The sequence below is a fragment of the Bosea sp. OAE506 genome (assembly GCF_040546595.1).
Lineage (GTDB): Bacteria > Pseudomonadota > Alphaproteobacteria > Rhizobiales > Beijerinckiaceae > Allobosea.
Map to the genome: position 1 here is coordinate 692,783 of NZ_JBEPOB010000001.1, position 25,869 is coordinate 718,651.

At 69.2% G+C, this 25,869-nt stretch carries 25 protein-coding genes; 16 read left to right on the top strand and 9 right to left on the bottom strand.

The features are described from left to right. The first annotated feature begins 79 nt into the window (after nt 1-79). Entirely contained in the window at nt 80-1,030 is a 951-nt protein-coding gene (gene gshB / locus ABIE41_RS03330) for a glutathione synthase (protein WP_192643396.1), read from the top strand. A 24-nt stretch (nt 1,031-1,054) separates the two neighbouring features. On the opposite strand, the gene ABIE41_RS03335 is transcribed toward gshB, so the two are convergent. Both ABIE41_RS03335 and ABIE41_RS03340 read right to left on the bottom strand, forming a co-directional pair. After that, nucleotides 1,055-2,710, bottom strand: a complete 1,656-nt coding sequence (locus ABIE41_RS03335; RefSeq protein WP_192643397.1) for a hypothetical protein — start codon at nt 2,708-2,710, stop codon at nt 1,055-1,057. A 141-nt stretch (nt 2,711-2,851) separates the two neighbouring features. Next, the gene (locus tag ABIE41_RS03340; protein ID WP_192643398.1) at nt 2,852-3,631 is read right to left on the bottom strand and encodes a HesA/MoeB/ThiF family protein; all 780 of its coding nucleotides are present in this window, start codon (nt 3,629-3,631) and stop codon (nt 2,852-2,854) included. Nucleotides 3,632-3,820: 189 nt separating this feature from the next. Here ABIE41_RS03340 and ABIE41_RS03345 point away from each other — a divergent pair, with 189 nt between their 5' ends. The 9 genes from ABIE41_RS03345 to ABIE41_RS03385 all read left to right on the top strand — a co-directional run bounded on the left by ABIE41_RS03345 (nt 3,821) and on the right by ABIE41_RS03385 (nt 13,135). Then, a complete protein-coding gene (locus tag ABIE41_RS03345) occupies nt 3,821-4,822 on the top strand; it encodes a BMP family lipoprotein (protein ID WP_192643399.1) in 1,002 nt (333 codons plus the stop codon). A gap of 127 nt (nt 4,823-4,949) precedes the next feature. Next, entirely contained in the window at nt 4,950-6,482 is a 1,533-nt protein-coding gene (locus ABIE41_RS03350) for an ABC transporter ATP-binding protein (RefSeq protein ID WP_192643400.1), read from the top strand. A gap of 124 nt (nt 6,483-6,606) precedes the next feature. Then, on the top strand, nt 6,607-7,707 hold the full coding sequence (locus tag ABIE41_RS03355) for an ABC transporter permease (protein WP_192643401.1): 1,101 nt from the start codon (nt 6,607-6,609) through the stop codon (nt 7,705-7,707). A gap of 2 nt (nt 7,708-7,709) precedes the next feature. Beyond that, the gene (locus ABIE41_RS03360) at nt 7,710-8,684 is read left to right on the top strand and encodes an ABC transporter permease (protein WP_192643402.1); all 975 of its coding nucleotides are present in this window, start codon (nt 7,710-7,712) and stop codon (nt 8,682-8,684) included. A 3-nt stretch (nt 8,685-8,687) separates the two neighbouring features. Then, entirely contained in the window at nt 8,688-9,107 is a 420-nt protein-coding gene (locus ABIE41_RS03365) for a cytidine deaminase (RefSeq protein ID WP_192643403.1), read from the top strand. 180 nt (nt 9,108-9,287) lie between these two features. Beyond that, nucleotides 9,288-10,100, top strand: a complete 813-nt coding sequence (locus ABIE41_RS03370; protein ID WP_192643404.1) for a purine-nucleoside phosphorylase — start codon at nt 9,288-9,290, stop codon at nt 10,098-10,100. Continuing rightward, on the top strand, nt 10,100-10,864 hold the full coding sequence (gene deoC, locus ABIE41_RS03375; RefSeq protein ID WP_192643405.1) for a deoxyribose-phosphate aldolase: 765 nt from the start codon (nt 10,100-10,102) through the stop codon (nt 10,862-10,864). Before ABIE41_RS03370 ends, deoC begins: the two co-directional genes overlap by 1 nt. Nucleotide 10,865: 1 nt before the next feature. Further along, nucleotides 10,866-12,194: a thymidine phosphorylase gene (gene deoA, locus ABIE41_RS03380; RefSeq protein WP_192643406.1), complete on the top strand. Its 1,329-nt coding sequence runs from the start codon at nt 10,866-10,868 to the stop codon at nt 12,192-12,194. Beyond that, nucleotides 12,191-13,135, top strand: coding sequence for a 2-hydroxyacid dehydrogenase (locus ABIE41_RS03385; protein ID WP_192643407.1), 945 nt, complete (start codon nt 12,191-12,193; stop codon nt 13,133-13,135). Before deoA ends, ABIE41_RS03385 begins: the two co-directional genes overlap by 4 nt. Here ABIE41_RS03385 and ABIE41_RS03390 read toward each other — a convergent pair. Next, nucleotides 13,129-13,986: an SDR family NAD(P)-dependent oxidoreductase gene (locus tag ABIE41_RS03390; protein WP_192643408.1), complete on the bottom strand. Its 858-nt coding sequence runs from the start codon at nt 13,984-13,986 to the stop codon at nt 13,129-13,131. The genes ABIE41_RS03385 and ABIE41_RS03390 overlap by 7 nt on opposite strands. 193 nt (nt 13,987-14,179) lie before the next feature. On the opposite strand from ABIE41_RS03390, the gene ABIE41_RS03395 reads away from it, so the two are divergent. The 3 genes from ABIE41_RS03395 to ABIE41_RS03405 all read left to right on the top strand — a co-directional run bounded on the left by ABIE41_RS03395 (nt 14,180) and on the right by ABIE41_RS03405 (nt 16,341). Continuing rightward, nucleotides 14,180-15,538: an esterase-like activity of phytase family protein gene (locus tag ABIE41_RS03395; protein ID WP_192643409.1), complete on the top strand. Its 1,359-nt coding sequence runs from the start codon at nt 14,180-14,182 to the stop codon at nt 15,536-15,538. A gap of 169 nt (nt 15,539-15,707) precedes the next feature. Then, on the top strand, nt 15,708-15,965 hold the full coding sequence (locus tag ABIE41_RS03400; protein ID WP_192643410.1) for a hypothetical protein: 258 nt from the start codon (nt 15,708-15,710) through the stop codon (nt 15,963-15,965). A gap of 112 nt (nt 15,966-16,077) precedes the next feature. Next, the gene (locus ABIE41_RS03405) at nt 16,078-16,341 is read left to right on the top strand and encodes a hypothetical protein (protein WP_192643411.1); all 264 of its coding nucleotides are present in this window, start codon (nt 16,078-16,080) and stop codon (nt 16,339-16,341) included. Between the two features lie 9 nt (nt 16,342-16,350). Here the strand turns inward: ABIE41_RS03405 and nth are convergent, their stop codons facing one another. Then, entirely contained in the window at nt 16,351-17,052 is a 702-nt protein-coding gene (gene nth / locus ABIE41_RS03410; RefSeq protein ID WP_192643412.1) for an endonuclease III, read from the bottom strand. Nucleotides 17,053-17,072: 20 nt separating this feature from the next. Between nth and ABIE41_RS03415 the strand changes: the two genes are divergently transcribed. Further along, the gene (locus tag ABIE41_RS03415) at nt 17,073-17,612 is read left to right on the top strand and encodes a DUF2244 domain-containing protein (protein ID WP_192643413.1); all 540 of its coding nucleotides are present in this window, start codon (nt 17,073-17,075) and stop codon (nt 17,610-17,612) included. Here ABIE41_RS03415 and ABIE41_RS03420 read toward each other — a convergent pair. Further along, the gene (locus tag ABIE41_RS03420) at nt 17,597-18,217 is read right to left on the bottom strand and encodes a methyltransferase domain-containing protein (RefSeq protein ID WP_354191748.1); all 621 of its coding nucleotides are present in this window, start codon (nt 18,215-18,217) and stop codon (nt 17,597-17,599) included. The genes ABIE41_RS03415 and ABIE41_RS03420 overlap by 16 nt on opposite strands. Nucleotides 18,218-18,413: 196 nt before the next feature. Here ABIE41_RS03420 and ABIE41_RS03425 point away from each other — a divergent pair, with 196 nt between their 5' ends. Next, nucleotides 18,414-19,307, top strand: coding sequence for a methylated-DNA--[protein]-cysteine S-methyltransferase (locus ABIE41_RS03425; protein WP_192643749.1), 894 nt, complete (start codon nt 18,414-18,416; stop codon nt 19,305-19,307). A gap of 10 nt (nt 19,308-19,317) precedes the next feature. Here ABIE41_RS03425 and ABIE41_RS03430 read toward each other — a convergent pair whose 3' ends face one another. The 4 genes from ABIE41_RS03430 to ABIE41_RS03445 form a co-directional block, all read right to left on the bottom strand. Beyond that, the gene (locus ABIE41_RS03430; protein WP_192643414.1) at nt 19,318-21,021 is read right to left on the bottom strand and encodes a hypothetical protein; all 1,704 of its coding nucleotides are present in this window, start codon (nt 21,019-21,021) and stop codon (nt 19,318-19,320) included. Between the two features lie 129 nt (nt 21,022-21,150). After that, on the bottom strand, nt 21,151-22,170 hold the full coding sequence (locus ABIE41_RS03435) for a proline racemase family protein (RefSeq protein WP_192643415.1): 1,020 nt from the start codon (nt 22,168-22,170) through the stop codon (nt 21,151-21,153). Nucleotides 22,171-22,182: 12 nt separating this feature from the next. Then, complete coding sequence (locus ABIE41_RS03440) at nt 22,183-23,112, bottom strand: PfkB family carbohydrate kinase (protein WP_192643416.1); 930 nt, start codon at nt 23,110-23,112, stop codon at nt 22,183-22,185. Further along, nucleotides 23,109-24,287 (bottom strand): fumarylacetoacetate hydrolase family protein, encoded by a 1,179-nt coding sequence (locus tag ABIE41_RS03445; RefSeq protein ID WP_192643417.1) that lies wholly within the window; start codon nt 24,285-24,287, stop codon nt 23,109-23,111. Before ABIE41_RS03445 ends, ABIE41_RS03440 begins: the two co-directional genes overlap by 4 nt. A gap of 229 nt (nt 24,288-24,516) precedes the next feature. Here ABIE41_RS03445 and ugpB point away from each other — a divergent pair, with 229 nt between their 5' ends. Further along, the gene (gene ugpB, locus ABIE41_RS03450; protein WP_354193365.1) at nt 24,517-25,815 is read left to right on the top strand and encodes a sn-glycerol-3-phosphate ABC transporter substrate-binding protein UgpB; all 1,299 of its coding nucleotides are present in this window, start codon (nt 24,517-24,519) and stop codon (nt 25,813-25,815) included. Nucleotides 25,816-25,869 lie beyond the last annotated feature (54 nt).

The following is a 25,869-nucleotide window of genomic DNA, read 5'->3' on the forward strand; positions in this document are numbered from 1 at the left end:
GCGCGCCCCCGCACGCCACGCACTTGCGGGACGACCCCCTGGCGCCACATAAGGTCGCTCCAGAACCGGAGCGCACATCATGACCCTCAGCGTCGCCATCCAGATGGACCCGATCGAGCGCCTGCGGGTCGCCGGCGACACCGGCTTCGCGCTGATGCTCGAGGCGCAGGCGCGCGGGCACACGCTGTTCACCTACACGCCCGACAAGCTGTCGATGCGCGACGGCAAGGTCACGGCGCCGATCCGCCCCGTCACCGTGCGCGACGTCGAGGGTGACCATTTCACGGCCGGCGCCGAGGTCCGCACCGATCTCTCGACGCTGGACGTCGTGCTGCTGCGGCAGGACCCGCCCTTCGACATGGCCTATGTCTCGACCACGCATATGCTCGAGCGCATCCACCCGAAGACGCTGGTGGTCAACGACCCCTTCCATGTCCGCAATGCGCCCGAGAAGATCTTCGTCACGCATTTCCCCGAGCTGATGCCGCCGACTCTGATCACCCGCGACAAGGCCGAGATCGAGGCCTTCCGCGACGAGTTCGGCGAGATCGTGATGAAGCCGCTCTACGGCCATGGCGGCGCGACGGTGTTCAAGACCAGCAAGGACGACCCGAATTTCGGCTCGCTCTACGATCTCTTCGCCAATCTCTTCCGCGAGCCCTGGGTGGTGCAGGCCTACATCAAGGAGATCTCGGAGGGCGACAAGCGCATCATCCTGATCAATGGCGAGGCGGCGGGCGCTGTGAACCGCGTGCCGGCGGTCGGCGACCTGCGCGCCAACATGGTGCGCGGCGGCGCGGCGCGGCCGACCGACCTCTCGGCCAAGGAGCTCGAGATCTGCGAGGCGATCGGCCCTTCGCTGCGCGAGCGCGGCCTGCTGCTCGTCGGCATCGACGTGATCCATGGCAAGCTGACCGAGATCAACGTCACCGCCCCGACCGGTGTGCGGGCGATCAAGAAGCTCGGCGGGCCCGATCTGGCGGCGCAGCTCTTCGACGTGATCGAGAGCAAGGTCGCCCATCGCAGCTGACGGCCCCGCCGCGGGCGAGCCGCTTCAGCCCTTGACGAAACCCTTCCAGCAAGGGCCAAGCGCGATCTCGCGGCGGCCGGTCATCGCCGGCCGGTAGACGTTGTGCAGCGCCTGGTTGGCGACGGTCACCGGGCAGAGCGGCAGCAGGATGAGATCGGCCGCAGCCACCGCCGCGAGCGCTCTCGCGTCCGGCTCCGGCACGGCGCGGAAGGGATCGGCCCCGATCGCGATATGGCGCACGCTGGAGCGGCCCATCAACGCCGGGAACGGGTTGACGAAGTTCAGGCTCATGATGGTGCCGAAGCGCGTGCCGGTCAGCGCCTCATGGGCGAGGATCGCGGCGATGCCGGCATCGATCGCCATCAGCCAGCCGAGCTGGAAATCGAGCTCGGAATAGAGCGTCTGGCTCGGCAGGATCTGCTGCGCGGCGATGGTTTCCAGCGTGTCGGTCGAGGACGCGTAGATCGCCTGCATCTTATCGGCACGGCCGACCACCTCGGGATGCTGCGAGACGCGGCCGAGCGCGCCGAGATGGTCGTTGGGCAGGGCGATGTAGTTGTTCTGGGCGAGCAGGGTGCGACCCGCGCGCTGGAGCACGGTCATCGCCGGCGGGAGTGCCGTCGCCGCCAGCAGCGCCAACACGAGGAAACGCCCCCGCCTTTCGACGCCCGTTTCGCGCAGCAGGATCCGCAGCAGCACCGGCCAGGCGAAGACGAAGGCGAGCCCGCCAGTGTTCTGCGTCTCGAGGAAGAGCCCCGCCGCCATGGTCACGGCGAGCCAGGCGCCGTCACGGTCGAGCAGCGCATGGAGCGAGGCCAGCGAGCGCTCGCTGGCGCAGCGGCGCAGGCCTTCCAGCATCGCGTCCCGCCCGGTCCAGGCCAGGGCCAGGATCAGCACGCTGCCGGCGGCGACGATGTCGAGATGCAGGGCGCCGGCCTGCAGGAAGCGCGGCAGGATGCCGCCCGCATTGATGCGCAGCAACGCGAGAATGCTGCCCGCATAGGCGCTGACGAGACCGCTGGAGAATTCGAGCCCGGCGAGAACGAAGAGAGCGCCGACGGCCGCGAGCAGGCCGAGGCGCAGGTCGATCCGGCCTGCCAGCAGTGCATAGGCCAGCACCAGCCCGCCGGCGAGGAAGCCGGTGATCTTGATCAGCAGCAGCGCCAGCATGCACCACAGCAGCACGCCGGTGCGCAGCGCCCGGCCCGGCAGCACGAAGAGCGCCGAGACGAGGACATACACTACGATGCTGGCCTGGCGGTTGTAGATGCCGAAGCCGTCCAGCCCGGGGAACAGCGAATGCTGCTCGACATTGAGCGGCAGGATCTGAAAGGCGAGATAGGGCAGCAGCAGGCCGAGCGCGAGGCGGCGCGAGCGCCGGTCCGCCTCGCGCAGCACCAGCGCCATGGGCAGCGCCGTGATGGGGAACAGCGACCATTGCGCCAGCAGAAGCGGATGCGCCTGCGGGAAAAATCCACCGAGCCAAGCGTAGAGCCAGTAGCCCAGCGGGCCGACCGGGGCGAGGAAGTCGATCAGCGGGACCTGCCCCTCGGCGATGCGGCGGGCGGCGTCGACATAGAGGACGAGGTCCCAGTACATCGCGCCGAGCGGCAGGACGAGCGGGCGCGTCAGCAGCCAGACGCAGAGGACAAGCGCGGCGGCGAGCAGGATCAGGGGCACGAATGGAACGCGCCGGCTCGCTCTGAAAGCCGCTGTTACATGCGCGCCGCCCACGGGTTCCTCGGCCTGCATCGGCAACCTCGCCTGCCTCTCTCCTGCAACCGGCGATAGCGGCGACAGGTTAAGACTCCGCTGAGGGCGCTAGCCGGCGCCGGTGCCGTTGAGGCTGTTGGTCTCGTCCCAGCCATAGCGCATGGTCTCGAAGCGCATGGTCAGCGCATCGACCAGCAGCAGCTTGCCGACCAGCGGCTCGCCGAAACTGGTGACGGCGCGGATGACCTCCAGCGCCATCAGCGAGCCCATCACGCCGGGCAGCGCGCCGAGGATTCCGGCCTCGGCGCAGGTCGGCACCGAGCCCGGCGGCGGCACGTCCGGAAACAGGCAGCGCCAGGTCGGATTCGGCCGGCCATCGGCATTCGTTTCATGCGCCCGGATCGTCGTCAGCGAGCCGTCGAAGCGCCCGAGCGCCGCCATCACGACGGGCTTGCGCTCATGGAAGCAGGCATCGGAGACCGCGTAGCGCGTCGCGAAATTGTCCGAGCCTTCGGCGACGACGTCATAGAAGGCGATCAAGGCGCGGGCGTTGTGCGGGTCGAGCCGGGTGACATGCTCCTCGACCACGACATGGGGATTCAGCCGCTTGACGAAGGCCGCCGCCGCAACCGCCTTGTGGGCGCCGATATCGTCCGTGCCGTAGATCGTCTGGCGCTGCAGGTTGGACAGCGAGACGATGTCGTCGTCGACGATGCCGATATGGCCGACGCCCGCGGCGGCGAGATACTGGATCAGCGGTGCTCCGAGACCGCCGGCGCCGACGACCAGGACCCGCGCGCGCTTGAGCTTCTGCTGGCCCGGCCCGCCGATCTCCGGCAGTACCAGATGGCGCGCATAGCGCTCGACCTCGTCGTCGTTCAGGCTCATGGGCGGAAGCGTTAGGCCGATCGCGCCTGCGGGGCAATCGCTCCCGCGGCAGGGCCTGACCCCGGCTGCGGCATTGCGGCACCTCGGGCGGTCCCGTGCCCGCCACCGTCTTGGCCGCGCCGGAAAGCCATGCCATCGTGTCGCCAGACGGGGCGGGCAACGCTTCCAGACATCGACAGGGGAATCCGCATGCAGCTCAAATCGCTCGCGCTGGCGCTGGCCGGCGTCGCCCTTTCGGCCGTCGTCGCGATGGCGCAGGCACCGATCAAGCCCGCAATCGTCTATGACAAGGGCGGCAAGTTCGACAAATCCTTCAACGAGGGCGTCTTCGCCGGCGCCGAGAAGTTCAAGACCGAGACCGGGGTCGAGTTGCGCGACTTCGAGCCGACCAACGACGCGCAGATCGAGCAGGCGCTGCGCCGCTTCGCCCGCGACGGCCATTCGCCGATCATCGCGGTCGGCTTCTCGCAGGCGACCGCGCTGCAGAAGGTCGCGGCCGAGTTCCCGGCGCTGAAATTCACCATCATCGACATGGTCGTCGACCTGCCCAACGTGCAGTCGGTCGTCTTCAAGGAGCATGAGGGCTCCTATCTCGTCGGGCTGCTCGCCGGGATGGCCTCGAAGTCCAACAAGGTCGGCTTCGTCGGCGGCATGGACATCCCGCTGATCCGGAAATTCGCCTGCGGCTATGTCCAGGGCGTCAAGGCGGCCAAGAAGGACGCCGAGATCTTCCAGAACATGACGGGATCGACGCCCGCCGCCTGGAACGACCCGGTCAAGGGCGGCGAGCTCGCCAAGTCGCAGATCGACCGTGGCGCCGACGTGATCTACCACGCCGCCGGCGGGACCGGGATCGGCGTGCTGCGCGCCGCGGCCGACGCCGGCAAGCTCGGCATCGGCGTCGATTCCAACCAGAACGCCCTGCAGCCCGGCAAGGTGCTGACCTCGATGCTCAAGCGCGTCGACGTCGCCGCCTATGCCTCCTTCAAGGCGGCCCGCGACGGCAGCTGGAAGCCGGGCATCTCGGTGCTCGGCCTGAAGGAGGATGGCGTCGGCTGGGCGCTGGACGACGCCAACAAGGCGCTGATCACGCCGGAGATGAAGGCCGCCGCCGACAAGGCGCGCGCCGACATCATCAGCGGCGCCGTGAAGGTCCACGACTACATGTCGGATTCGAAGTGCGCGGTGTGAGGCCTCTGGCGTCGCTCGACATCCGGACGTCATTCTCGGGCGCAGCGAAGCGCAGACCCGAGAATCTCCGGCAAGAGATGCTCGGGTCAGGCCCGAGCATGACGCTCTGGGCTCACGCTTCCGCGTCATGACGGCACCTATCCCCGCCATCGCCCTCACCGGCATCTCGAAGCGATTCGGCCCGGTGCAGGCCAATCGCGACGTGTCGCTCTCGGTTTCAACCGGCTCGATCCACGGCATCGTCGGCGAGAACGGCGCTGGCAAGTCGACGCTGATGTCGATCCTCTACGGCTTCTACGAGGCCGATGCGGGCGAGATCGCTGTGGCGGGCCGGCCCTGCGTCATCCACACGCCGGCGGACGCGATCGCGCTCGGCATCGGCATGGTCCACCAGCACTTCATGCTGGTGGAGACGTTGAGCGTCGTCGAGAACGTGGTGCTCGGCGCCGAGGGCGGCGCCTGGCTCAGCGGCGGCGTGAAGCGGGCGCGGGCGGAGCTTTCGCGCCTTTCCGACGAATACGGGCTGGCGATCGACCCGGACGCGATCGTGGGCGATCTCTCGGTCGGGCTGCAGCAGCGTGTCGAGATCCTCAAGGCGCTCTATCGCGGCGCGCAGATCCTGATCCTCGACGAGCCCACAGCGGTGCTGACGCCGCCGGAGGCCGACCAGCTCTTTGCGCTGCTGCGGGCGCTGAGGGAACAGGGCAAGACGGTCATCCTGATCACCCACAAGCTGCGCGAGATCATGGCGATCACGGACCGTGTCTCGGTGATGCGGCGCGGCGAGATGGTCGCGCATCTGGCGACCGCGGAAACCTCACCGCCGGAGATCGCCCAGGCGATGGTCGGCCGGCGCGTGCTGCTGCGAGTCGAGAAGGAGGCGCGGCCGCGCGGGGCGAAGGTGCTGGAGGCGATCGGGCTCGACATGGTCGATGCGCGCGGCGTCGCGCTGCTCTCGGGGGTCGACCTGACGCTGCATGAAGGCGAGATCGTCGGCATCGCCGGCGTCGCCGGCAACGGCCAGAGCGAACTGCTCGAGGTGCTGGCCGGCCTGGCGCAGCCCTCGCGCGGCGTCGTCAGGCTGAACGGGCAGGTCCTGACCTCGGCCGACCGCAATCCGGCGCGCCTGCGCAAGCTCGGCCTGATGCATGTGCCCGAAGACCGGCTGCGGACCGGGCTCGTCACCGCCTTTCCCGCCGCGGAGAACGCGATCCTCGGCTATCAGGACGATCCGGTGCTGGGGCCCGGCCCCTTCCTGTCGCCGGCGACGATCGAGGCGCGGGCGCGGGAGACCTTCGCGGCCTATGATGTTCGCCCGCCGGACCCGGGCCTGAAGACGGCGAAATTCTCCGGCGGCAACCAGCAGAAGATCGTGCTCGCCCGCGAGATCGAGCGGGCGCCGAAGGTGCTGCTCGTCGGCCAGCCGACGCGCGGGGTCGATATCGGCGCGATCGAGGCCATCCACCGCCGGCTGATCGCCCTGCGCGATTCCGGCGTCGCGATCCTGCTCGTCTCGGTCGAACTGGAGGAGGTGATGGCGCTGTCGGACCGGATCCTCGCCATGTGCGGCGGGCGCATCACCGGCGAACGGATGGCCGGCGAGGCCGACGAGCGTGACCTCGGCCTGCTGATGGCGGGCGTGACGGAGCAGGCGGCGTGATGGTGCGGCTTACGCAACCGACGTCATGTTCGGGCTCGACCCGGGCATCTCGAAATCCAGCGATCTGGTCACGAGATTCCCGGGTCTGCGCTTCGCTTCGCCCGAGAATGACGGCGAGCTGCCCATGAGCGCAGCCCCCATCGAACTGCCGCGCTGGGCGGATACGGCGCTGGTTCCACTGGTCTCGGTCGCGGCCGCGCTCGCCGTCTCCGGGCTCGTCGTGATCGGCATCGGCGAGAGCCCGCTGGAGGCGACCGCGCTCCTGCTGCGCGGCGCGCTCGGCTCGGCCGAGGGCATCGGCTTCACGCTCTACTACACGACGAATTTCATCTTCACGGGGCTGGCCGTCGCGGTCGCCTTCCATGCCGGGCTATTCAACATCGGCGGCGAGGGCCAGGCGACGATCGCCGGCATCTTCGCCGCCCTGGCCTGCCTCTGGCTCGCCCCGCTGCCCGGCCTGCTGCTGGTGCCGCTGGCGGTGCTGGCGGCGGCGGCGGGCGGCGCGCTCTATGGCTTCATCCCCGGCTGGCTCCAGGCGACGCGCGGCAGCCATGTCGTGATTACCACGATCATGTTCAACTTCCTGGCGGCGACGCTGACCGTCTATCTGCTGGTGGAAGTGATCGGGAAACCCGGCTCGATGCAGCCGGAGACGCCGGAATTCGCCGCCCATGCGGTCCTGACCCCGATGCACAAGCTGCTGGCGCCGCTTGGCATCACCCTGCCCGCGACGCCGCTGAACAGCGCCTTCCTGCTGGCGCTCGCCGCGCTCGTCGCCGTCTGGGCGCTGATCTTCCGCTCGCGGCTGGGCTATGCGATCCGCACCGTCGGCGCCAATCCGAGGGCTGCAGCCTATGCCGGCATCTCGCCCGCGCGCATCACGATGGTCGCCATGGCGATCTCGGGGGCGCTCGCCGGCGGGCTTGCCGTCAACGAGGTGATGGGCGTGCAGCACCGGCTGCTGCTCGATTTCACCGCCGGCTACGGTTTCGTCGGCATCGCGGTGGCGCTGATGGGGCGCGGGCACCCGGTTGGCGTGGCGCTCGCGGCGCTGCTCTTCGGCGTGCTCTACCAGGGCGGGGCGGAACTCTCCTTCGACAAGCCTGCCATCACCCGCGACATGGTGGTGGTGATCGGCGGCGTGATCATCCTGTTCGCCGGCGCGCTGGACGGGTTGTTCCGGCGGGCGGTGGCGGTGCTGCTGCGGCCAGGGCGGGCAGCCTGACCATGGACGCGATCGCCACCTTCGCCGTCGTGCTCGACTCCGCGATCCGCCTCTCGGTGCCGCTGCTCTGCGCCGCCATGGCGGGCCTCTGGTCGGAGCGGGCCGGCGTCGTCGATATCGGGCTCGAGGGCAAGATGCTGATGGCCGCCTTCGCCTCGGCCGTCATCGCCGCGCAGAGCGGCTCGGCCTGGGCGGGGCTCGGCGCCGGCATCCTCGCCTCGGTGATGCTGTCGCTGGTCCATGGCTTCGCGGCGATCACCTGGCGCGGCAACCAGATCGTCTCCGGCGTCGCCATCAACATGCTGGCGGCGGGGCTGACCGTGATCCTCGGCAATGCCTGGTTCGGCCAGGGCGGGCGCACGCCCACGCTCGAAGGCGCGGCGCGCTTCGGCGACGTGACGCTGCCCTTCGCGCAGACGCTGCGCACGGAGGTGCCGGAGCTTGGCCTGATCTATGACGAGGTGATCTCGGGCCATGCCGCGCCGGCCTATCTCGCGCTGCTGGCCGTGGTGCTGACGGCCGTCGTCCTGAAGCGCACCCGCTTCGGCCTGCGGCTGCGCGCGGTCGGCGAGAACCCGGCGGCGGTCGACACCGCCGGCATTTCGGTCGCCGGGCTGCGCTATGGCGCGGTGATCATCTGCGGGGTGCTGTGCGGGCTGGGCGGGACCTATCTCGCGGTGTCGCAATCGGCCGGCTTCCTGCCGCATATGACCGCCGGCAAGGGCTTCATCGCGCTCGCTGCCGTGATCTTCGCCAATTGGCGACCCTGGCCGGCACTCTGGGCCTGCCTGCTCTTCGGCGGGCTCGACGCGGTGGCGATCCGGCTGCAGGGCGTCGCTCTGCCGGGCATCGGGCAGGTGCCGGTGCAGGCGATCCAGGCCCTGCCCTATCTGATGACGGTGATCCTGCTCGCCGGCTTCATCGGCAAGTCGACGCCGCCCAAGGCCGCCGGCCTGCCCTACGTAAAGGAGCGCTGAGCCATGGGGACAAGCCCGGAAGCGATCGATTTCGAGGCGCTGTTTGCCGCTGCCGCGCGGGTGCAGACCTTCGCCTACGCTCCCTATTCGCGCTTTCGCGTCGGTGCAGCGATCCTCGGCGAGGATGGGGTCGTCTATCCCGGCTGCAATGTCGAGAACGCCGCCTACCCCTCCGGCAGCTGTGCCGAGCAGGGCGCGATCTCGGCGATGATCGCCGGCGGGAGCGAGCGCATCCGCGCGATCCTCGTCGTCGGCGACGGGGACGAGCTGGTGACGCCCTGCGGCGCCTGCCGCCAGCGCATCCGCGAATTCGCCGCGCCGGAGACGCCCGTCGCGATCGCGGGTCCCGGCGGCATCCGGCAGATGTTCTCGCTGGCGGAGCTGTTGCCCGCCTCCTTCGGACCGGACAATCTGCGCCGGTGACGCTGTTCTTTGTCGTGTGGCCGACCGCCTTTGTCTTTAACCGGCGTGCTTCTGCAGCCCTCGTCCTGAGGAGCGGACGACAGTCCGCGTCTCGAAGGATGCTCCAGAGCACACTGGACCATCCTTCGAGACGCCGCTACGCGGCTCCTCAGGATGAGGGCTGAACTGGATTGTAACGGAATGAGCACCGACACCGCCTTCACTGAAGCCGCCGAAGCCGTCCGCGCCCATGGTGTCGCAGCCCCGATCGACTGCGCCATCGTGCTCGGCACCGGGCTCGGCGGACTGGCCGACCATATCGAGGACGCGATCCGCATTCCCTATGCCGCGGTCCCCGGCTTTCCCGCGGGCGGCGTCTCCGGCCATGCGCGGCAGCTCTACATCGGCCGGCTCGAGGGCAGGACGGTGCTGATCTATCAGGGCCGGGCGCATTACTACGAGGGCGGCGACCCGGCGGTGATGCGGGTGCCGCTCGGCATGCTCTGCGAGCTAGGGGCGCCGCCGCTGATCCTGACCAATGCCGCAGGCTCGCTGAAGCCGCAGATGCCGCCGGGCAGCCTCGCGCTGATCACCGACCACATCAATCTGAACGGGCCGAACCCGCTCGTCGGCGATGCCGGCGACGGGCGCTTCGTGCCGATGGTCGACGCCTATGACCCGGCGCTTCGGGCGGGCCTGGCGCGCGCAGCGACGGCCGAAGGGCTGTCGCTGGGCGAGGGCGTCTATATGTGGTTCTCCGGCCCGAGCTTCGAGACGCCGGCCGAGATCCGGATGGCACAGGTGATGGGCGCCGATCTGGTGGGCATGTCGACCGTGCCCGAGGTCATCCTGGCGCGGCGGCATGGCTTGCGCGTCGCGGGGCTGTCGATCGTCACTAATATGGGCGCCGGCCTGCATGGCGGGGCGCCCCATCACGACGAGACCAAGGACGTCGCCGGCCGGGCGGCGGCCGACCTAGCCCGCCTGCTGCGCGCTTTCCTGAGGAGCCTGTGATGCCCGCATCCAGCATCGCGACCGCGCGGCGGGCTTTGTCCCTGCTCGACCTCACCGATCTCTCCGACAATGCCGACGAGGCGGGGCTGGCTGCGCTCTGCGCGCGCGCCGTCGGAGCACCGGGTCCGGTCGCGGCGATCTGCATCTGGCCGCGCTTCGTGGCGCAGGCGCGCACGATGCTGGGCCGGGCGCCGGTCCGGATCGCGACGGTGGTGAACTTCCCGCAAGGCGAGTCGACGGGCGCCGAGGTGCTGGCGGAGACGCAGAGCGCGGTCGCGGCGGGAGCCGACGAGATCGACCTCGTCCTGCCCTGGCGCGCCTTCCTGGCCGGCGATGCGGCGGGCGCCGAGGCCATGGTCCGCGCCGTCAGGGAGGCCTGTGGCGGCCAGACGCTGAAGGTCATTCTCGAAACCGGGGAGTACCCCGATCTCGACCGGGTCCGCGCCGCCTCTGAACTCGCCATCGCGGCGGGGGCCGATTTCATCAAGACTTCGACCGGCAAGACCGCGCATTCGGCCAGCCTGCCGGCGGCCCGGACAATGCTGGAGGTGATCGCGGCGAACGGCCGGCCGGTGGGCCTCAAGCCCTCGGGTGGGATCCGCACGCTCGCGGATGCCGCGGGCTATCTGGAACTGGCCGACGCCATCATGGGGTCGGGCTGGGCGACGGCCGAAACCTTCCGCTTCGGCGCGAGCGGGCTGCACCAGGTGCTGGTCGACGCGATCGCGGGCGAGGCGTCGGGCACGGCAAGCGGGTCCTACTGAGATGAAGCTGACGCAGGAAATCATCGCGGCCAAGCGCGACGGCGCCGAGCTGCCCGAGGCCGACATCCGCCAGATCATCGCCGGCATCAGCGACGGCGGCGTCAGCGAGGGGCAGGCCGCCGCCTTCGCCATGGCGGTGTTCTTCCGCGACATGAGCGCCAGGGAACGCGTCGCGCTGACGCTCGCGATGCGGGATTCCGGCACGGTGCTGAACTGGGACGATCTGCCAGGCCCCGCGCTCGACAAGCACTCGACCGGCGGCGTCGGCGACACGGTCAGCCTGCCGCTGGCGGCGGCGGTGGCGGCCTGTGGAGGCTATGTGCCGATGATCTCGGGACGGGGCCTCGGCCATACCGGCGGCACGCTCGACAAGCTTGATGCGGTGCCGGGCTATGTCACGCAGCCGGACAACGATCTCTTCCGCAAGGTGGTGCGAAGCGTGGGCTGCGCCATCATCGGCCAAACGGCCGATCTCGCCCCCGCCGACAAGCGGCTCTACGCCATCCGCGACGTCACTGCGACGGTCGAGGCGATCCCGCTGATCACCGCCTCGATCCTCTCCAAGAAGCTCGCGGCGGGACTGCACGGGCTGGCGATGGACGTGAAATTCGGCTCCGGCGCCTTCCTGCCCGACCCTGCCAAGGCGCGCGCGCTGGCCGATGCGCTGGTTAGCGTCGCCAACGGCGCCGGGTTGCCGACGACGGCGCTCCTGACCGACATGGACGAGCCGCTGGCGAGCGCGGCGGGCAATGCGCTCGAAGTCACTTACGCGCTCGACCATCTGACCGGAAAGCGGCGCGAGCCGCGCTTCCACGCCGTCACTGTCGCGCTCGGCGCCGAGATGCTGCTGCTCGGGCGGCTCGCCACCGACATCGACGACGCGACAGCGAAGATCGAGGCGGCCTTCGCCAGCGGTGCGGCCGCCGAGCGCTTCGCCCGCATGGTCGCGGCGCTGGGTGGGCCAGCCGACCTGCTGGAGAAGCCGGAGCGCTATCTCGCCCGGGCGCCGATCGTGCGGCCCGTCTTTCCGGCGGCTCGCGGCATCGTCCAGGCGATCGACACGCGCGGCGTCGGGCTGGCGGTGGTGGCGCTCGGCGGCGGGCGGACCCGGCCGCAGGACGCTATCGACCATGCCGTCGGCATCGTCGATCTCGCAGGCCTCGGCGAGGCGGTCGGCCCCGACCGGCCGCTCGGCATCGTTCATGCACGTGACGAGGCCGGCCATGCCATGGCCGAGAAGCGCTTGCGCGAGGCCTATCGACTGGGAGACGGTGACCCGCAACGAGGGGCGCTGATCGCCGAACGGATCACGGAGAGTACGAACGCATGAGCCTGCTGCTGGCGATGACGGGATGGCATGTCGAGGATTGGCGGGCACGCTTCGCGGCGCTTTTGCCTGACATGCCCGTGGTGATCCTGGGCGAACCCTTTGACCGGCGCTCGGTGCATTACGTCGCGAGCTGGAAACATCCCGAGGGCAGCCTGTCGGGCCTGCCGAACCTCGCCGCGGTGTTCTCGCTCGGGGCCGGCGTCGACCATCTCTTCGCGGATACGCGCCTGCCGGAGGTGCCGATCGCGCGCGTCGTCGATCCCGACCTGACGACGCGGATGAGTGAATACATCGTGCTGCACTGCCTGCGCTATCTGCGCCAGCAGCCGCGCTATGACCGGCAGCAGCGCGAGACGGTCTGGGACGACGATCGCCACCAGCCGGCCGCGCGCTCGGTGCGCGTCGGCATCATGGGGCTCGGCGAACTCGGGCAGGACGCCGCCCGCAAGCTCCAGGTGATGGGTTTCGACGTCGCTGGCTGGAGCCGCTCTCCGAAAACGGTCGAGGGCCTCGCGACCTTCGCCGGCAGCGACGGCATGGTCGATTTCCTGGCGCGTACCGACATCCTCGTCAGCCTGCTGCCGCTGACGCCTGACACGCGCGGCCTGATCGATGCCAAGCTGCTCGCCGGGCTGGCCCAGGGCGGGCGCCTGGGCGGTCCGTTCCTGATCAATGCCGGCCGCGGCGGACTTCAGGTCGAGGCCGACATTCTGGCCGCGCTGGAGGCCGGCACGCTGAAGGGCGCGACGCTCGACGTCTTCGAGACCGAGCCGCTGCCGGCGGAGTCGCCGCTCTGGTCGCATCCGGCCGTCACCGTGACGCCCCACAATGCGGCGATGTCGGAGCCGGAAGCGGTGGCGACGCTGATCTCCGCGCAGATCCGCCGGCTCGAGGCCGGCGAGCCGCTGGAGCACGTCGTCGATCCCGCCCGGGGCTACTGAGCCGCGGGCGCCTTCTTGAGGAAGGTCTTGAACGCCTCGGCATGGTCGGGGTGCCAGCGCGACAGCGGCGGGCGGTTCTCGATGATGTCGCCCATGGCCCAGGCCATGCGCTTCTCGTCGAGCGCGCGCGGCGTCTCGTTGTCCGGGCAGAGGATGTAGAAGTCGCCCTCCTCCAGCCGCTCCAGCATGAAGGCGACGGTTTCGTCCGGCGTCCAGGCGCCCTCGGGCTGGTCGAGCCGGCCCCTCGCCGTCAGCCGCGTGAAGACGAAGCCGGGGATCAGCAGATGGGCGCTGATCCGGCACCCGGCGCGACCGCGCAGATCATGCTGCAGAGCCTCGGTGAAGGCTTTCACGGCTGCCTTCGAGACATTGTAGGCGGGGTCTCCCGGCGGGGTGGTGATGCCCTGCTTGGAGCCGGTGTTGACGACGATGCCGGGCTGGCCGCTTTCCAGCATGGCCGGCACGAAGACCTGGGTGCCGTGAATGATGCCCCAGAGATTGACGGCAAGGATGCGCTGCCAGTCCGCGGCCGGCGAGAACAGGGCGCTGCCGGGCTGGATGCCGGCATTGTTCATCAGCACATGGACGGCCCCGAAACGGCCCATGACCTCGTCCCGCAGCGTCTCCAGCGCGGCGCGGTCGGCGACGTCGAGCGGCCGGGCGAGCACCTGCGCCTCCGAGCCCGCAAATTCCGCCAGCGATAGGGCAAGCGCGGTCTCGTCGCGATCGGCCAGGACAACGTTCATGCCGCGGCGGACGAAGGCACGCGCGGCCGCGAGGCCGATGCCGGAGGCGGCGCCCGTGACGACTGCCAAATGGCCGGGGCCGAGAACATCCATCGCCGTCGTCATGTCTGACCATCCCTTGCTGACACGCGGACAACCCGCAGGCCGCCGCGCCGAGCGGGGGTTCTGTCAGCCGATGCGGGCACGATCATGGCGGCTCGCGGCCACCGTCACGGCGTCGTCACGCATTCGTCGTCGCGCTGAAATCCGTCGGCGCCAATCGGAGCGGGTCCCGCCCTTCCCTCTCCCGGAGCGTTCCATGCGCCTTTCCCTGATCGCGGCCCTGCTGCTCTCCTCGACCATCCTCGCCGGTGCGCAGGACGCACCGAAGGAGTTTCCGGCCAGGCTGGTCGGCCATGCTTTGCTGCCGGCCAACACCATGGTCGCTCCTCCCGCCGACGCACCGGCGGACCTCAGGGTCTCCGGCAAGTTCGTGACACCCGGCAAGCGGGTCGAGGCGGTGGGCACCGTCATGGGCACCTCGGGCGGGCGCCCGACCGGGCTCTCGACGCCGTTCCAGGGCCAGCCGGTGCAGGGCTTCTCGGGCATCCGCTCGCTCGGCAATGGCGAGTTCCTGGTCCTCACCGACAACGGCTTCGGGTCCAAGGCGAATTCGCCCGACGCGATGCTGTTCTTCCACCGGCTCAAGGCCGATTTCGCCACCGGCCAGATCGAGCGTCTCGCCACGACCTTCCTGCACGACCCCGACAAGAAGGTGCCGTTCCGCATCGCCAATGAGGGCACCGAGAAGCGTTACCTCACCGGCGCGGATTTCGACCCTGAATCGATCCAGCCGATCGGCGGCAAGTTCTGGATCGGCGAGGAGTTCGGCCCCTATCTGATCCGCGTCGACGCCAGCGGCAAGGTCGAGGCCGTGTTCGAGACGATGGTCGACGGCAAGCCCGCCCGCTCGCCCGACCATTTCGCTGTGACCACGCCGGCGGCGCCCAACCTGCCGGTCGAGTTCAATGTCCGCCGCTCGAAGGGCTATGAGGGCATGGCGCAGTCCCCTGACGGGCGCTTCCTGTATCCGCTGCTCGAAGGCCCGCTCTGGTCGCCTGAGACCAAGGGCAATGAGGAGATCGACGGCAAGGAAGTGCTGCGCATCCTCGAATTCGACGTCGCCGCCGAGAAGTGGACCGGCCGCTCCTGGTTCTTCCCGCTGGAGCAGAAGGGCCTCGCGATCGGCGACTTCAACATGATCGACAGCACGACAGCGCTCATCATCGAAAGGGATAACGGCGAGGGCACCGGCGACAAGGCCTGCGCCACCGGACAGCGCGGCCCGGACTGCTTCCACGACCTCGCCAAGTTCAAGCGGATCGTGAAGATCGAGATGACCGACGCCAATGTCGGCAAGGCCGTGCGCAAGGTCGGCTTCATCGATCTGATGAAGATCGCCGATCCCGACAGGAAGGCCAAGCAGGGCGCCATCGACGGCGTGCTGCCTTTCCCCTTCTTCACCATCGAGAACGTCGATGTGGTCGACCGCGCCAACGGCATCATCGTCGTCGGCAACGATAACAACCTGCCCTTCTCCTCCTCGCGCGACCCGAAGAAGGCCGACGACAACGAGCTCGTCCTGCTCTCGGTGAAGGAGCTCCTCGACGCGAAGTGAGGACGATCCGGCGCGGAGATCGCGCCAGGGATCAGCCCAGTCTGTCACGCCGCCCGTCATGGGGCGGCGTTTGGCGCTTTGGACGGGGAAAGGTGCAGATTTTGGGCCTTGCCCGGCGCCCTTCCTCGGCTAGACATTAAGGCGAAATCCTTCGCGAGCGACCGAACCCGTGCCGACCCGTCCCCGCTTCCGCCTCTCCGCCGCCCTGTTCGCCACCGCGCTGCTCGGCGCCTGCCAGGCCACACCGCAGCTGACGCTGTCCTCGGCACCGGCCTATTCGCCGGAATGGTGCGCGGCCGCGAAGTCACTGGCCCCCAACTCCGGCTCGAACCTGTTCGCCACCGGGCGCTGCCACGAACTCGGGATCGCCGGCTTCCCGAAGGAAGAGAACCTCTACCTGTTCTATTACACGCAGGGCGCGCGCTGAGGCAGCCTGCAGGCCGCCGAGGCCTTGGCGCGACTGGGCCAGCCCGTGGCCCGATGCCGATCTCCAGGCCGATGCCCGCGACAGGGCCGACCAGCGCCGCGCCGATGCGGCGATGGCCGCCGCGATCCGCGGCAACGTCAACCCGCCAGGCCCGCCGCGCCCCTCGCCGCTGCCGATGACGCCGACGGTGCGGATCCCCAACACGACCTTCCAGCAGACGCCGTCACGGCCGCCCCCGTCCCTGTCGATCCCGACGCAGTCGACCCAGCCGCAGGGCCGGACCTCCACCCAGTCGCGGCGCGAATGCGTGAACGGCGTCTGCAAGACGGTGACGACCACCTGCGTCAACGGCAGCTGCACCACGACCAGCCAGTGAGGCGGCTGCTCAGCCGATGCGCTTGTCGGCCGAGTCGCAGAGATCGAACTGGATGCAGCGCCCGCATTCGGGCCGCAGCGCCTTGCAGGTGTAGCGGCCGTGCAGGATCAGCCAGTGATGCGCATGCCGGCCGAAGGCGGCCGGCACCGCCTTCTCCAGCCCGATCTCGACCTGCAGGACGTTCTTTCCAGGCGCGATGCGCAGCCGGTTGGCGACCCGGAAGACATGGGTGTCGACGGCGTGGGTGATCTGCCCGAAGGCGATGTTGAGCACGACATTGGCCGTCTTGCGGCCGACGCCCGGCAGGCTCTCCAGCGCCTCACGTGTCGTCGGCACCTCGCCACCGAACTCCGCGATCAGCTTCTGGCATAGCGCGATGACGTTCTTCGCCTTGGTGCGGAACAGCCCGATCGTGCGGACATGCTCGCGCACCACGTCCTCGCCCAGCGCCAGCATCTTCTGCGGGGTGTCGGCGATCTCGAACAGCTTGCGCGTCGCCTTGTTGACGCCGACATCGGTTGCCTGCGCCGAGAGCACGACGGCCACCAGCAGGGTGAAGGGATTGACGTAGTCGAGCTCGCCCTTGGGTTCGGGATTGGCGGCCTCGAAGCGCGCGAAGATCTCGCGCACGCCCGCCGCGCTCCGGGCGCGCGGCTTCGTGATCCGCGGCGCGGCGGGGGCGCGGCGCTTGGCCCTGTTCTCCTGCGTCATGCGGGCGTTATAGTCGCGCCATGGACCTCGGCAAGCGCCATGCGACCGCAGGAGATGAGGACGCCTCGGCGCGGGCCGAGCGACCGGTCTTCGACGCCACGATCACGCCGCATCGCTCGCTGGACCGCAACGCCTTCCGCATCGTGATGACGCTGGTGTGCCTCGCCGCCGTCGCCTCCTCGATCCCCTTCATGGTGCTTGGCGCCTGGCCGGTGGCTGGCTTCATGGGGCTGGACGTCGTCGCGCTCTTCATCGCCTTCCAGGTCAACTTCCGGCATGCACGCGCCTTCGAGCGCATCGTCGTGACCCCGATCGAGGTGCGCCTGCGAAAGGTCTCGCATCACGGGCAGGAAGCCATCTGGCGCTCCAACCCGGCCTGGACAAAGCTGGAGCGCCAGACCGACGAGGATTACGGGCTGCTCGGGCTCGACCTCGTCTCGCGCGGCCGGCGCGTCGCTGTCGCCTCGGCCCTGTCGCCAGGCGAGCGCGAAGGCTTCGCCGATGCGCTCGGATCCGCGCTCGCGACGGCGCGGCGGGGGCCGGATTACGGCGCGATTTGAGCCGCTTTGGCGAGCCAGATCGTATGCCCGCCGCAGTGCGGGTCCTCGACAACATGGTCGATCACCGAGAACCCGTTCTCCGCCAGCAAGGTCCGGTACTCCCGGGCATCGAGGCTGCCGTGATAGAGCGCCTCGCCCTCGAAACTGCCGATCGCCTCGCCATACGCCGGGCCGGTGGTGAAAAGCAGCGCGGCGGCGGGCGCGGCATGGTTCGCGAACACCTTGAACATGCCGCGCTGGTCTTCTGGGGTCAGGTGAAAGAAGGAATCCCAGGCAATCAGCCCGCCGAAGCGGCGGCCGAGCGCGAGTTTTCGCATGTCGGCAACCTCCCAGTCGCCTTCGGGGAAGCGCGCACGGCACAGCGCTATCATCGCCGGAGCAGAATCGATCCCGCTGACGGTGTGCCCCTGCTCTATGAGATAGCGCGCGATCGGCTGGCCGGTGCCGCAGCCGATGTCGAGGATCGATGCGTCTGGCCCGAGTTGGGCGCGGAAGCGCGCGAGCCACGTCCCTTCCATCAGCAGTTGGCCGCGCAGGCCGTCATAGGTCGCGGCATGGCGCTGGTAGATATCGATGACGGCGTTAGCCGGGGAGATCATGGCCATCGTTAAAACTCCGCCGGCCTCAAGTGCAACCCTGCTCTTTCCAGCTTTCGGGTGGAGGCCCCCCCCCATACGCTCCTAGTGTCGCCGCATGATCGAAGATGCGAAGGTGACGGCGATGAACGCTCCCCTGCAGAAGCTCGGCGCCATGAAGCCGACCCGGTTTTCCGACGCGGTTCTGGCGCGCGCAGCCGAGGCGATGCCGGCGGCGGCCGAGTTCCCCTCGCCCGCGCCGGGCTCGGACTACGACACGGTGCGGCGCGTGCTGGCCTACATCACCGAGAACTGGCGCGCCCAACCGTCGATCGAGGCAATCGCGGAGGCCGCCGGCGCGACACCGACCGACATCCACCACCTGTTCCGGCGCTGGTGCGGGCTCACCCCCAAGGCCTTCCTGCAGGCGATCACGCTCGACCATGCCAAGGGGCTGCTCGGCGGGTCTGCCAGCGTGCTCGATACGGCGCTCGAGGTCGGGCTGTCGGGGCCGGGGCGGTTGCACGATCTCTTCGTGACGCATGAGGCGATGTCGCCCGGCGAATGGAAGGCCGGCGGCGGCGGGCTCGCCCTCGCCTATGGCTTCCATCCCTCCCCCTTCGGCGAAGCGCTGATCGTCGCGACGCCGCGGGGCCTCGCCGGGTTGGGCTGGGTCTCGGACGGGCTCGACGGCGGCAAGGTGGTCGGCGGACGGGCGGAGGCGCTGGCCGACATGATGCGGCGCTGGCCCCATGCGGAATACCGCTTCGACCCGCAAGCGACAGCGCCCTATGCCAGTCGCATCTTCGATCCGAAGGCGTGGTCGGCGGAGATGCCGCTGCGCGTCGTGCTGATCGGGACCGATTTCGAGGTCCGGGTCTGGCAAACGCTGCTGCGGATCCCGGTCGGCCGCGCCACGACCTATGGCGACGTCGCCTGCCATATCGGCAAGCCGAGCGCCTCGCGCGCCGTCGGGATGGCGGTGGGCAAGAACCCCATCTCCTTCGTCGTGCCCTGCCACCGCGTGATCGGGAAATCCGGTGCGCTGACCGGCTATCACTGGGGGCTGACGCGCAAGCGCGCCATCCTCGGCTGGGAAGCCGGGCAGACGGCCGTCTGAACGCTCCGGCTCAGCTCTTCAGATAGAGGTCCCAGCAGGGCGACAGTGCGACCATCCGGCGCCCGCGAAGTGCTTCGGCAAAATGCGCACGAATGGCGTCGCGGGCTCCCGTCGCGGGACATTTCGGCGCCAGGATCGCCTCGGTACGGGCCAGTTCGGCCAGCGTCCGCGGCTCCAGCGCGGGCGTGCTGCGGCCGGGATCCATGCCGATCGCGACATGGCGCGGCGGCTCCCTGTCCAGCAGCCGGTTGAAGGGGTCGACGAAGTCGAGCGTCAGGATGCCGTTGAGCCGCCGTCCATTGGCGGCCTCCCAGGCGCGCAGCGCGACGAGCCCCTGCCGGACCTCCAGCAGCCAGGTCGCCTGGTAGTCAATCTCGGAATAGAGGATCGCCGAGGGGCCGAGCCCCCTGGCCGCGAGGTCCCGATAAGGCTCCGGGTGTTTGGCATAGTGGTCGAGCATGACCGCCGCGCGCTGCGCCGTCTCGGGCTTGAGGCTGACACGGCCGAGCGGGCCGAGCTCGGGCACGTCGAGCGCGACATGGCCGGCCGCGCCGAGCATCGCCCGCGCACTGCGCTCGACCACGATCACCGCGCTCGGCAGCGCCACAGCCAGCGCCAGCACCAGCACGACCGGCCGCAGCCGGTCCGCACGCTGCCGCCAGTCGACGAGGATCAGCAGCAGGATCGGCCAGAGGCCGATATACTCCAGCGAGCCTGTGTTCTGCGTCTCGAAGAAGGTCAGCGCCAGGAAGGCTGCCGTAAGCCAGCCGAGATTTGAGGCGGCGAGCCGACGCACACCGTCGAGCGAGAGCGACAGACCGTCCCGCCAGGCGGCCAGCGCGAGCGCGCCCATGAGCAGCAGGCAGGGACCGACGACGTTGAACTTGACCGAGGCCACGGTGAGAAAGCGCGGCAGCAGCGCACCGGTGTTGAGCGCGAGCAGGGCGAGGATGTCGGCGAGATAAGCGCGTATGATCCCGGTCGAGAGATCGAGCAGGCCGAGCGCGGCCAGGACGAGCCCCGCCGCCAGCACGGCGTCGCGCAGACGCAGGCGGCCGGCCAGGATCGCGTAACCCACCAGCAGGGCACCAGTGACGGCCCCGGTGATCTTCACAAGGAACAGCGTCAGCATCAGCGCCGCGACCAGCCCGGTCGCGAGGCGCCCGCGCGGCACGAAGAGCAGCGTCGCGACCAGCATGTAGAGCAGCAGGGCGACATGGCGGTTGTAATGGCCGTAGCCGTCGAAGCCCGGCATCGGATAGAGGCCGTGGAGATTGACCGGCAGCGCGCCGAAGAGCAGCAGCGGCAGGATCAGCGCCAGAGCGAGCGGGCGAGAGCGGGCCGAGACGGACGCGGCCAGGATCGCGGCGAGCGGCAGCAGGACCGGCAGCAGCGCCCAGTTCACCAGCAGCATCGGCTGCGCCTGCGGAAACAGCGCATCGAGCAGGGCGGCGCCATAATAGCCGAGCGGCCCGACAGGCGCGAAAAAATCGAGGCTCGGCACCTGCCCCATATGGATGCGCTGGACCGCATCGAGATAGACCGCCGTGTCCCAGGCGTTGGGGCCGAGCGGCAGGCGCAGTTTCAGGCTCAGTGCCGCGACCGCCGCCAGCGCGAAGGCAGCGATCCACAGGCCCGGCGTAGCAGCGAGCCGCGCCGCCCGGTCGCCGAGGGTCGTCGTGGCCGATGGTGCCCCGAGATTTCCGATCGACATGCCGCCTCCGAGCTCTGCAGCGGGCAGCCTGCCGAAGAAACCTTACCCGGAGACTGCCGCGATGGCCGAAACAGCCGGGAATCGCCTCGCAGGTCGAGCGGAATCGCTCAAACTGGTTTCCCGTCTGGGTTAACCGCGCGTGATCTCGGCAAAGCTCGCGGGGAGCGCAAAGCCATGGCCGAGCGGGTCGTCCGGCTCGATGGTGAAGCTGCCCCGCCCGGCGAAATGGCCGGTGCCGCCGACCGCGACCGTGACCGCCCCGTCCGCGAAATCCGCAACGGGGCCGACCACTCTGCCGGTGAAGGTGCCGCCGGTGATGCTGCGGAAGCGGCGCGTCCGCCCTGTCTGGATCACTCCTTTGGCATGGTCCAGCGCCATGCGCGCCGTGACCCCGGAGCCGGTCGGGGAACGGTCGATCTGGCGCTCGGCGAAGATGCAGAGGTTGAAGCTCTCATCGTCGGCCCGTGCCTCGTCGGTGATGATCGTGCCGTACAGAAAGCCGAGATCGGGCTCGGTCGGATGCGTCACCGGCAGACTCGCGCGCAGATGATCGGTCAGGGCGGCCGCCGCGTCGGTCAGCGTGGTGACGGGCGTCTCGAACAGATCGAGCCCGAAGCGCGAGGCCGGCAGGATGCAGTAGAAGGCGCCGCCATAGGCGATGTCGGTGACGACCTCGCCATAGCCCGGCAGGGTGACGGCGAGGTCCCGCGCGAAGACGAAGGCGGGCACGCTCTCGAAGACGACGCTCTCCACCCGGCCGTCGCGCACGGTACATTCGAGCCGCAGCAGGCCGCAGGGCGCCTCGATCGAGAAGCGGGTCACCGGTTCGACCGCCGGCACCAGCCCGTGCTCGATGGCATAGCGGCCAAGCGCGATGGTCGCGTGGCCGCACATGGTCGAATAGCCCTCGTTATGGGTGAAGAGCACGCCGAAGGCAGCCTCGGGATACGCGGCGGCGACGGGGATCACGCCATACATCCCGGCATGGCCGCGCGGCTCCAGCATCATCGCCCGGCGCAGATGATCATGGTTCTCGCGCGCATCGCGACGCTTCTCGAGGACCGTCGCCCCCTTCAGCATGGGGTAGCCGCCGGTGACGATCCGGACCGGCTCGCCGCAGGTGTGGTAGTCGAGATAGGCGAGATGCATCGACGGCTCCGGTCAGGTCGCGAGGCGGCGCGGCGGGTCGCAACCCGGGCGGGTGCAGCTGTCAGCGGCGACCGCACAGGCGAAGGCGAGTGCCGCGGTGAGATCGTCCCGGCTGGCCTCATGGAAGCCCTGGCCGAGCCGCCCGCGGGCGGCCAGCACGGCAAGAAAGCCGCCGATGAAGCAGTCGCCCGCGCCCACCGTATCGGCTACGGCCACCGGCGGGGCGGTCGCCGCGAGCGTTTCGCCCGCGCCGAACCCGATTGCGCCGTCGCCCCCGCGGGTGATGAGAACGAGGCGCGCGCCAAGCTCCCGCCAGCGCAGTGCGACCGCCTCGGCCGGCGCACCGGGATCGAGCCAGGCGAGATCGTCCAGGCTCGCCTTGACGATGTCGGACTGTGCGATGCGGGCCTCGATCAGCGCACGGGCTTGGTCGCGCTCCGGCAGAACGGCGGCGCGAATGTTGATGTCGTAGCTGATCGTGGCACCGGCGGCGCGGGCGCTCGCCGCCAGATCGCCCGTCGCGTCTCCGGAGGGCCCGATGGTCGCGCCGAAGGAGGCCGCATGCAGATGGGTCACACCGGGCGGCAGCGCGCGCGGTGTCCCCTGTGCTTCGTCATGGGCGGTGCCCTGGAGGTGGAGCGCGAATTCCGGCACCCCGTCCGGCCCCAGCGGCGAGACGATGGCAACCGCGGTCGGTCGCGCACTGTCGCGGATCAGCGCCGTGTCGATCCCCTCCGCCACCAGCGCCGCGCGAAAGCGCCGGCCGAGCGCGTCGGTCGAGAGCACAGCGGCATAAGCGGGCCGCGCCCCGAAGCGGGCGAGCGCCAGCGCGGCGTTGAAACCGGAGCCGCCCAGCACCGCTTCGTAGCGATGTCCCTCGGCATCGCGCGGGATGAAGTCGCCGATCGCCTCGCCGACAACGAGGATGCCGCCTGGGCTCACAGCAGCCCGCGCTTCGCCAGGCTGCGCATCAGATGCGAGGTGCCGAAGGTCCAGGGCTCGCATGCGTCGGTGCGCTTCATGCGGTTGACCAGCGCGCCGAGCTCGGGCGCGGCGATGGTGACGATGTCGCCGTATTTGTGGGTGAAGCCGCCGCCCGGCGTATCGCGATCCTTGATCGGCGCGAACATGGTGCCGAGATAAAGCGCCGCCCCGTCCGGATACTGGTGATGCGGGCCGATCATCTGGCTCGCGAGGTCGGCGGGATCGCGGCTGATCTTCGCGATCGAGGACGAGCCTTCGAGCGTAAAGCCATCCTCGCCCTCGACGGTCAAGGTGACGGTCGTGTTGCGGACATGGTCGAGCGTGAAGCCTGCATCGAAGAGGCGGATGAAGGGGCCGACCGCGGCAGCGGCGTTGTTGTCCTTCGCCTTGCCAAGCAGCAGCGCCGAGCGGCCCTCGACATCGCGCAGATTGACGTCATTGCCGAGCGTGGCGCCGACGATACGGCCATCCGAGGCGACGACGAGCACGATCTCCGGCTCGGGGTTGTTCCAGGTCGAGGACGGGTGCAGCCCGGCGTCGAAACCGGTGCCGACCGAGGACATCGGCGGCGCCTTGGTGAAGATCTCGGCGTCTGGCCCGATGCCGACCTCGAGATACTGGCTCCAGGCGCCCTGCTTGATCAGCACGTCCTTGAGGTGCATCGCCTCGGGCGAGCCGGGCTTCAGCTTCGAGAGATCGTCGCCGATGAGCTTGCCGATCTCCTCGCGGATCGTGGCGGCAGCCGCCGGGTTGCCGCGGGCCTTCTCCTCGATGACGCGTTCCAGCATCGAGACCGCGAAGGTGACGCCGGCGGCCTTCACCACCTGCAGGTCGAGCGGGGAGAGCAGCCAGGGCCGCGACGTGTCGCGGCTATCCGGCGGCGTGTTCGCCAGGATCTCGGCGATCGGCGCGACGGCCTCTCCCGGGGCCGCGCGAAGCGCGGCGGCAGGGTCTGCCGCCTCGCAGAGGTCGCGACTGGTCGGGAAGGCGCGGGTAACGTCGATCACGATCCCGTCGCGCAGCGTGACCACCGCCGGGCCCCCGACATCCGGGCGCCAGATGCGCCCCAGCAGGGCCGCGGCCTGCGCATCTGCGGGAAGGGTCCGTTCGGGCGTCAGGGACAGGCGGGGCATGGGTGGCATCCGTGGAGGGCTGGCAGGGTTGGGGAGAACAGCGCCTTCCGCAGCATTGCGCAAGGCCTTCCGCCAAAGCGGCGGGAGCGGCCCGCGCTTGCATCCGTCATCATTTTGTCATTGAACCGTCGCCCGGCCTTCATGCTAGCTTGCGCACCAACAAGAACAGCCGCCTTGGCCAACCGAGGGCGGAAGGGAGAAAGAGATGACCGTGAAATCACGCATTCTGATGTCTGTCGCGGCCTTCGTGCTGGGTGGCGCCGCGCCTGCGCTGGCGCAGACCGAGATCCAGTGGTGGCATGCGCTGACCGGCGCGAACAACGACGTCGTGGTCAGGCTGTCCGAGGAATTCAATGCCTCGCAGAAGGACTACAAGATCGTCCCGGCCTATAAGGGGTCCTATCCCGACACGCTGAATGCCGGCATCGCCGCCTTCCGCGCCGGGACGGCACCGCACATCCTGCAGGTCTTCGAGGTCGGCACCGGCACGATGATGTCGGCCAAGGGCGCGATCAAGCCCGTGCACGAGCTGATGAAGGACGCCGGCGAGGCTTTTGATCCGAAGGCCTATCTGCCCGCCATCACCGGCTACTATTCGACGGCCAAGGGCGACATGCTCTCGATGCCGTTCAACTCCTCCTCGATGGTGATGTGGTACAACAAGGACGCCTTCAAGAAGGCCGGCCTGAACCCCGAGGCTCCGCCGAAGACCTGGCCCGAGGTGTTCGAGGCGGCCAAGAAGCTGAAGGCTTCCGGCTTCGAGAAGTGCGGCTTCTCCAACGCCTGGGCGACCTGGGCGAACATCGAGCAGTTCGGCGCCTGGCACAATGTCTCGCTCTCGACCAAGACGAATGGCCTCGACGGCTTCGACGCGGTGCTCAACTTCAACAGCCCCGCCTTCCTGAAGCACTGGACCAACCTGGTCGATCTGCAGAAGCAGGGCGTCTACGACTATTCCGGCCGCACCAATAACGGCGAAGGCCGCTTCACCTCGGGCGAATGCCCGATCTTCCTGACCTCGTCGGGCTTCTTCGGCAACGTCAAGGCGAACGCCAAGTTCGACTGGGGCAACGCGCCGATGCCGTACTACCCCGACATCCAGGGCGCGCCGCAGAACTCGATCATCGGCGGCGCCTCGCTGTGGGTGATGGGCGGCAAGAAGGCGGACGAATACAAGGGCGTCGCGAAGTTCTTCACCTTCCTGTCGGACGTCGACCGCCAGGTGAAGCTGCACACGGAATCGGGCTATCTGCCGATCACTAAGGCGGCCTATGAGAAGGTCAAGGCTTCGGGCTTCTACAAGGACAAGCCCTATCTCGAGACCCCGATCCTCTCGCTGAACAACAAGGAGCCGACGGAGAATTCGCGCGGCCTGCGTTTCGGCAGCCTCGTCCAGATCCGCGACATCTGGTCGGAGGAGCTGGAGGCGGCGCTGAACGGCCAGAAGACGCCGAAGGCGGCGCTCGACGCGGCTGTGGAGCGCGGCAACCAGATGCTGCGCCAGTTCGAGCGCACCGCCGCGCGCTGATCGGTCCCATGATCCTCTCGCCGCCGTCCCGGGCGACCGGGGCGGCGGCGTCTT